This window comes from Sphingopyxis sp. Root1497 (assembly GCF_001427085.1).
GTDB lineage: Bacteria > Pseudomonadota > Alphaproteobacteria > Sphingomonadales > Sphingomonadaceae > Sphingopyxis.
The window spans coordinates 879,981-887,850 of sequence record NZ_LMGF01000003.1; the positions used below are offsets into that span (position 1 = coordinate 879,981).

A 7,870-nucleotide genomic window follows, 5' to 3' on the forward strand; every position below is an offset into this window, starting at 1 on the left:
CCCCCTCCCCACGGCTTCGCCGCAGGGAGGATTTTTTCGACTTACGCCGGAATGCCGCTGATCGCCTTGATCTCCATGAAGTCCTTGAGGCCGAACAGTCCGCCTTCGCGGCCGTTGCCCGACGCCTTGTAGCCGCCGAACGGCGCGCCCGGGGCGGGACCCCAATTGTTCACCGCGACCATGCCGGCGCGCAATTTCGGGGCGACGGCGGCGGCCTGCGTCGGGTCGCCCGAGATCACCGCCGACAAGCCATATTCGGTGTCGTTGGCGACCGCGATCGCTTCGTCGAGCGTGTCATAGGCCATGACGGTGGCGACGGGGCCGAACACTTCCTCATTGGCGATGCGCATGCTCGGGGTGACGCCCGAGAAGACAGTGGGTTTGATATAATAGCCGCGGTTGACGTTGGCGGGCAGGCCGGTGCCGCCGGTTTCGAGCGTCGCGCCCTCGTCGATCGCCGACTGGATCAGGCCTTGGATCTTGTCGAATTGCGCCTTGTTGACGACGGGGCCGATGTGGCCGCCTTCGGTCATCGGGTCGCCGACTTGCGTTCCGTCGAACATCGCCTTGATGACGCCGATCGCCTCGGCCTCGCGCTCCTTCTGGACGAGGATGCGGGTCGGCGCGATGCAGCTTTGGCCGGTGTTGATCAGCACGCCTTGCACCGTCGGGGGCAGCACGGCGGCGAGGTCGGCGTCGGGCAGGACGAGGTTCGGCGACTTGCCGCCGAGTTCCTGATGGACGCGCTTGACCGTGTCGGCGGCTGCCTTCGCCACGAGGATGCCGGCGCGGGTCGAGCCGGTGAAGCTGACCATTTCGATGCCGGGGTGCGACGAGATCGCATTGCCCACGGTCGGGCCGTCACCCTGCACCAGGTTGAAGACGCCCGGCGGCACGCCTGCGGCGTCGAGGATTTCGGCGAAGATGGTGGCATTGCCCGGGCATTCTTCCGAGGGCTTGAGCACCATGCAATTGCCGCCGGCGAGCGCCGGGGCGACCTTGAGCGCGATCTGGTTGAGCGGCCAGTTCCACGGCGTGATCATGCCGACGACGCCCATCGGTTCATAGACGACGGTGTTCGCGCCATGCTGTTCCTTGAACTGGAAGTCCTTCAGCGCGGCGATGGTGCCGAGGAAACCGCCGAGCCCGGCGGGCGCCTGCGCGGCGGCGGCGAAGCTGACCGGGGCGCCCATTTCGGCGGCCATCGACTTGGCGAGGTCGGGGATGCGCTTCTTATATTCCTCGACGATGCGGCCGAGCAGCTCGAGCCGTTCCTCGCGGCTGGTCTGTGAGAAGCTGACGAAGGCCTTTTTCGCGGCTTCGACCGCGGCGTCGACGTCGGCGGCGGTGCCGAGCACGATCGTCGTCGTGGCTTCCTCGGTCGAAGGGCTGATGACCTGATGTTTCTTGCCGCCCTGGCTCTCGACCCACTGGCCGCCGATGTAATTTTGTTTCAGGTGCGTTTCGAAGTTGCTCATTTTCTCTCTCCCATCGGCGGTTCCGGATACGTATCGGATTGCTACCTAATGACGGCGGCGAATGAATCAAGCGCGGTCTGGCGCTAAATTTGGCGCGGTCAGCGCTTTTCGGCGGCGAGGCGCGACATCAGGATCGCGGCGCGGGTCGCCTGCCGCTCGATGCTCGGCAGGTCGACGGCCTCGCCCGGCGCATGGTCGCCGGTCGAATAGGGGCCGAGGCCCGCGAGCCCGTCGACATCGGCGGCGACGAAGCTGATGTCGCCGGCGCCGCGCTTCAGCGGATCGAGCGCCGCCATTTCGGCAAGTCCGAGATCGCGGTTCACGGTGTTGAGCTTGGTCAGCAGTGCGCGGTTGCCGTCGGTCGGCGCCATCGGCGGATAGCCGCCGGGGTCGAAGGCGAGCTTGGCGTCGGTCAGCGGCGCATGTTCGGCGACGATCGCCGCCATCTTTGCTTTCACGCGCGCCGCCTGTTCGCCCGACAGGGTGCGCAGGTCGCCGCGCGCGATAGCGATTGGCGGAATGATGTTGGTCTTGCCGCTGGCGGTGGCGCGGATGCCGCCCGCGTCGAGGGTCGCGTCCTGCCCGCCCGCGATCAAGCCGACGTTGAAGGTCAGATTGGGTTCGGGCAGCTCCGCGCGGAAGCGCGCGATGATGCGGGTGAGCTCATAGATGGCGCCGTCGCCCTCCCCGGCGCTGAAGATGCCCGAGCTGTGCGCCGACTTGCCGGTCGCGGTGACGGTCCAGCTCTCGGACGAGCGCCGCGCGACCGAACCCATGTCGGCGCCCTTGTCGCGGACAAGTCCCTCGAAATCGAGCGCGACGTCGCTGCGCTTGCCCGCCTCGATCAGGTCGGCGCGCGCTTTCTCGATCGGGTCGCCGGCGTCTTCCTCGTCGCCGGTCATATGGATCTCGATATTGGCGTCCTTGAGTGTCCCCGCCGCCTTCATCGCGCGCAACGCCGCGACGATGACGACCATGCCGCCCTTGTCGTCGCCCGCACCGGGACCTTCGCCCTTGTCGCCTTTACGGGTGAATTTCTGGAATGGCGAATCGGGTTCGAAGACGGTGTCGAGATGCGCGATGAGCAGCAGGCGTTTATTGCCCTCCTTGCCCTTGTGGACCGCGATCAAATGGCCGGCGCGCTCTGTCTCCGGCGTCGGTTTCCAGGTGACGGTGAAGCCGAGCGGCTCGAGTTCGGCGCGCATCATGACCGCGACCTTCTCGACCCCTTCGAGGTTCAGCGAGCCACTGTTCTGGTTGACGAGCTTTTCGAGCAACGCGATCGAGCGTTCCTGCTCGGCGGTGACCGTCTTCGCCATGGCCGCTTCGGCCTTCGACAATTTCGCCTGTGCCGCAGGGGCGAGCACGAGCGACGCGGCGAGGAAGGCGGCAAGCGGCAAGGATTTCATGAAGGAGGCTCCTGAGGGGGGAGCCGCATAGTGGCGTGCGATGTACCGTGCCGCAAGTCCGCGTCAGGCGGGTTCCTTGACCTCGTCGAAATCCTTGAGCTTTTTCAGCGCCTCATAGGCGATCGCATGCAGCTTTGCGGTGTTGACCGCGAGGCCCTCGGTATCATGGCCCTTCAGCTCGTCGACGTGGAAGACGACCCGCGTCTTGTCGGGCGCCAGTTCCTCGAGGGTGAATTTGAGGCCGGTGGTCACTGCACCGTCGTCGATGCTGTAGAGGATGTGCATTTCGCGCGGGATTTCCATCGCGACCGCATATTTGATCTTGTAGGCGTCGGGGCGCTGTTTGGGGACGACCGCCGACCATTCGGGATCGCCCTTTTCGACCACCAGCTCGTAAAGCTTGGTCGAACCGCCGTTGGTGACCAGCGGCAGCCCGGTGTCGGTGCCGTCGCCGAACATTTTCTTGAACACTTCTTCGCGCGGCGCCGCGACGACTCGCGTCTGATTGACCAGCTCGAGCGCCTTGCCGCAGCCCGCGAGCAGCAGCAGTGCCGCGATCACCGTGATTTTCCGCATCATGGACTGTGCCCCCTGTTCGCCCTGCGCCCGATGTAGCAGCGGCGGGTTAGGAAAGCGTAAGCGTGGCCTGTAAAGAGTGTTTGACAGGCTGGTGTTGATCGCTGTAAAGAGCTCTTGACAGGCGAGAGGATGGTCGTTGGAAAATCGGGTGCGCGATCATCGCGAAGCGGCGGGGTGGAGCCAGGGCGAGCTGGCACGCCGGCTGCAGGTTTCGCGGCAGACGATCAACGCGGTCGAGACCGACAAATATGACCCCAGCCTGCCGCTCGCGCTGCGCATGGCGACCCTGTTCGGGGTCGAGGTGCGGGTGTTGTTTATCGATCACTGGACGCCGGAGAAGGAATGATGACGATGGCCCTGGCAAAGGATGGACGCGGCAAGTGGCGCAAGACGGCCATGAGCACGGCGATGGGCGCGCTGGTCGGCGCGGCGGCGATGTCGGGCGTGCTGGCGCTGGCTGGCACCGACCTGCTCGACGCGATGGGGCCGTCGCGAATCGCGCTCGCCGGGGTCGGGCTCGTCTATTTGCTGATGGCGGCGATGGTGGGGTTCGGCGTCGCGGCGCCGCGCGCCGGGGCCAAAGTGCTGAATGTCGCCGATGCCGACGAGCTGCGCGACGATCGGACCAACCTGCTCTTTTCGACCATCGTCATGGCGCTGCTCGGCGCGACGCTGGTGCTGCTCGCGGTCGCCCGCGGCCCCGATTTCGCGGCCGGCCTCGTCCCCGCCGGCGTAGCCTTCGCGGTGCTGGCGCTGATGCTGGCGGGCGGCGCGCTGGTCAGCTGGCTGTGGCGCGACCGGTTCGACGAACTCGGCCGTCAACTCGGGCTCGAGGGTGCATCCTGGGCCTTTTATCTGAGCTGGATCGTCCTGTCGCTGTGGGGCGCCGCCGATTTCCTGGGTCTCGGCGTGCGGCTGACGCCGGTCGACGTGGTGACCATACCCGCCGCCGCGCTGTTGCTCGGATCGTTCGTCGCGATCGGGCGGCGGGGGATGATGGTCCGCTGAGGCGCGCTCCGTCAGGGCTTGATCCCATAGCCCGCATATTCGGCGTCGATCCGCACATGCTGTAGCCGGGCCAGCGCCAGATCGGCCTGCGCGCCTTCGCGGTCGTTGTCCCGCAACCGGACAATCGCGCGCATGAACAGCGAGGCGGGCAGGTCGGGGCTGATCTTGAGCGCGGCATCGAGGTCGGCGCGCGCCTCCTCCATCCGCCCGAGGCGATAGAAGACCATCGCGCGGCTATCGAGCACCGATGCCGGCGTGTCGGTGAGTTCGATCGCACGTGTGCAATCCTTGAGCGCGGTGTCGAGCTGGATCGACCGCGTGCCCTTTAGCCAGCACATCTGGTTGAGCAGGCTCGAATCGCCGGGCCGGTCGGCGAGCGCCGCGGTGAGCAGCGATATCCCCTCTTCGGCGCGGCCCGCCTTGCCGAGCAGGTCGGCCTTGGTCGTCGTCCAGCCGCGCTTGTCTTTGGCGAGCGACATCTGATCATCGGCGAGCGCGATCGCTTCGTCGAAGCGCTCCATCTCCCCCAAAGTTGCCACCTTCCATCCCAGCGCGTCTTCGGACGCCGGGTCGAGAGCCAGCGCCTCGTCGACGTCGATGAGCGCCTTTTCGAATTCGCCGAGCTGGAAATGGACGCTCGACCGGCTGAGATAGGCACTCGCGTCGCCCTCGCGCCGGATCGCCTCGTCAAGGTCGGCCAGCGCGGCGCGCGGTTCGAAAATGTCGATGTTGAAGGTGGCGCGATTCAGATAGCCGGCGACCGCGTCGGGATCGTCGTCGATCGCCTTTTGATAAGCGGCGAGCAGCGGCCCGAGGCGCTTGTCCTTCTTCGCGGCGGCGATTTCCTCGGCGGGCGAAGGGAAGCCTTCGGGGGCGCGGAGGATGAATTCGCGCTGCTTGGCGGCGGCGACCTGCGCGCGCGCAGCGGGCAACTGGCTCGCGGCGATCTCGGCACCGCTGTTCCAGATCGTCTCGGTCTGATCGAGCCGGTTGCCGACCAGCTTCGCCTCGCGCCGCATGCCGATGCCCGCGATCGTCAGGTCGGCGGCCACATCGCCTTCCATCGTATAGCCGGCGCGTGGCGGCAGCTTTAGCGCGAATTTCTGGACGATGAGGCTCGGCGCGGCCCCGGCGAGCGGAATGTCGCGCCATGCGGCGCGGGTGCGGTCGGCCTTGATCTCGAAATCGGCGACCAGCCCGTCGAGATTGACATAGGCGCGCGGCTCGTCGCGCGACCATGGCTGGCTGCCGATACCCGACGCGCGGATGGTCGCGATCCCCCGTGCCTCGTCGAATTCGATCGACCGGGTATGGATGGTGCCGCCCTCGATGAAGCTGCCGAGCGCCCGCCGCGTGAGGCTGCGCAGCTGATCCGGCGTCGTCTGATCCTTCATGCCGCCGATCCGCGCCGCGAGTTCGCCGCGCATCGTGAAGGAGAGATCGAAGAGCGGCGGAAAGGCGAGACCCGCCGACTGGTCATAGGTCAGGCTCAACGAAAAATCGGGCCGCGCCGGTTGCCGCACCGGCAAGGGCAGCAGGTCGTGCCCCGCCGCCGCAACCGGCAGGACGTAGCCGAAGGGCGGCACGTCGGCGAGGTCGTCGATATGGACGCCAGCGGTCGTGCCGTCGAGCCAATAGTCGGTGCCGTCGATCCGCGCCTGGACGACGACATGGTCGAAGGCGCCGAGCGCGGGCAGGCGGGTGGGCAGGAGGTTGCCGAGCTGCGAACTGACGAACGCGGGCTGGGCGTCGATGCCGAGCCGGTCGAGAACCGCGAGCAGCAGCAGCGTCTTGGCCTTGCAGTCGCCGTAGCGCAGCGTCCAGGTCTGCTCGGGCGTCTGTGGCACATAATTGCCGTTGGCGAGGCCGTTGTAGAGATAGCGGATCTCGTTCTGGACGAAAGCGAGCGCGGCGGCGGTCCGCGCTTTCGGGTCGCGGTTCGCCCGGGCGATCTTGTCGATCTCGGCGGCGAGCGTGCCGCCCTCCTTGATCGTGCCCTTCGTCGCATAGAGCGGCGCGGTGGTACGCGACAGGTCGTTCCACGTGGCGAAGGTCGAAAATTCGAGGCCCGGCGGCCGCTTGAAGCGCAGCGGCGCATCTTCGGGCATCTCGTCCTGCTTGATCACCGGCTGCGCCTGGGTGAGGCTATGATAGCCGCCCTGGTCCTGCTCGACCGGGGCGATACCCTTGCCGAACGCCTTCCATTTGATCGGCAGGCCCTGCGGCCACAGCACGCGCACCGACCCTTGGGCGATCGATGCGGGCTTCGCCTCGACGTCGACCATCGCCTCGCTGTTGCCCGCGAGCACGTCGCTGCGCTCGACGATCGTCGCCGAGAAACGGACGATGTCGCCGACGCGCAGATCCTCGATCGCCGCGGTGCCGGTGAGCAGCCCGTCGATCGTCTTCTGCTCGAAATCCTTTTCGCGGCGCAGCACAGTGAGCTTGAGGCCCTGCGCGAGCAGGTCGATCGTCGCGCCGCCACGCACGATCTGGAGCCTGTGGACGATCAGGTCGTCGCGGTCGGGGTGCCAGACGAATTGCAGGTCATTCCAGTTGCGCAGCGCATCGGCCGACTGGATGCGAAAGGCATGGTCGCTGAAGGTCGAGCGCTTGTCGGCCTCGATCAATATCTGCTGGTCGCTGAGCAGCCAGGGCGTCGCGGCATCGCCCGCGGGCAAGGGTCCGCCGTTTTGCACCACCCATTCGGCGGGCGCCGAATAGAGCGGCGCGTCCGCCGCGAAAGCGGGCGCGGCGAGCGTCAGACAGGTCCCAGCAAGAAAAACGGCAATCGAACGCACGAACAATACTCCCCCTGATCGCGTTCATCTAGCTTGGATCATGGCGGTTACCAATGTCTTTGCAATGACGGGCGGCTGGAAAAGAAACGGCGAGATGAACTCTGCACCTCCTTAAGGTCACAAAGGCCCCCGGTCGGCGGCTTCATTTTGTGCCCTTTGTGCCCTTAGCGGGCGCGTCGGGTTCGCGCAGCGCGGCGTGGACGAGCGCCATGTCGGGGCCACCGGTCACATCGACGGCGCCGCCGCGAAGGATGCGTACCGTGGTGATGCCGTTCAGCGCGCGGTCCATCGCATAGTCGAACATCCGCCCGCGCCCGAGATCGAGCGCCTGGTCCCAGGCGTGCGCGAAGCCGTCGGCACCGTCGCGATCACGCAATTTATAGGCCGAACGGCGGCTCATCCCGACGGCTTTCGCGGCGGCGCCGGTCGATCCCATCGCCTCGAGCGCGCGGATGAAGCGTTCCTGCGTCAGCGGGGTCCAGCCATCGGCGCGGCGCCGCTGCTGCGGCACGGGGGTGAAGGCGAGGATAGTGCCCTCGAGAATGGTGGTTGGGCGAGTCGGGTCGGTCATCTGGCAGTTTGAAGCATGGCGGGG

7 protein-coding genes are annotated in these 7,870 nt (G+C 66.6%); 2 read left to right on the top strand and 5 right to left on the bottom strand.

The genetic code is table 11. The features are described from left to right. Positions 1 to 41 precede the first annotated feature (41 nt). The 3 genes from ASD67_RS07565 to ASD67_RS07575 form a co-directional block, all read right to left on the bottom strand. Entirely contained in the window at positions 42 to 1,478 is a 1,437-nt protein-coding gene (locus ASD67_RS07565) for an aldehyde dehydrogenase family protein (RefSeq protein WP_056345541.1), read from the bottom strand. Positions 1,479 to 1,576: 98 nt separating this feature from the next. Then, positions 1,577 to 2,887 carry a M20/M25/M40 family metallo-hydrolase gene (locus tag ASD67_RS07570; RefSeq protein ID WP_056345543.1) on the bottom strand — a complete coding sequence of 437 codons (1,311 nt, stop codon included), beginning with the start codon at positions 2,885 to 2,887 and terminating at the stop codon, positions 1,577 to 1,579. Between the two features lie 63 nt (positions 2,888 to 2,950). Continuing rightward, positions 2,951 to 3,466, bottom strand: coding sequence for a hypothetical protein (locus ASD67_RS07575; RefSeq protein WP_056345545.1), 516 nt, complete (start codon positions 3,464 to 3,466; stop codon positions 2,951 to 2,953). 136 nt (positions 3,467 to 3,602) lie between these two features. Between ASD67_RS07575 and ASD67_RS07580 the strand changes: the two genes are divergently transcribed. Beyond that, positions 3,603 to 3,812 (top strand): helix-turn-helix transcriptional regulator, encoded by a 210-nt coding sequence (locus ASD67_RS07580; protein ID WP_056345548.1) that lies wholly within the window; start codon positions 3,603 to 3,605, stop codon positions 3,810 to 3,812. Positions 3,813 to 3,817: 5 nt separating this feature from the next. Continuing rightward, a complete protein-coding gene (locus tag ASD67_RS07585) occupies positions 3,818 to 4,474 on the top strand; it encodes a hypothetical protein (protein WP_156377608.1) in 657 nt (218 codons plus the stop codon). 11 nt (positions 4,475 to 4,485) lie between these two features. Here the strand turns inward: ASD67_RS07585 and ASD67_RS07590 are convergent, their stop codons facing one another. Together ASD67_RS07590 and ASD67_RS07595 are read right to left on the bottom strand one after the other, a co-directional pair. Continuing rightward, complete coding sequence (locus tag ASD67_RS07590) at positions 4,486 to 7,275, bottom strand: DUF3857 domain-containing protein (protein ID WP_162248553.1); 2,790 nt, start codon at positions 7,273 to 7,275, stop codon at positions 4,486 to 4,488. A 142-nt stretch (positions 7,276 to 7,417) separates the two neighbouring features. Next, entirely contained in the window at positions 7,418 to 7,846 is a 429-nt protein-coding gene (locus ASD67_RS07595) for a hypothetical protein (protein ID WP_056345557.1), read from the bottom strand. Positions 7,847 to 7,870: the final 24 nt, after the last annotated feature.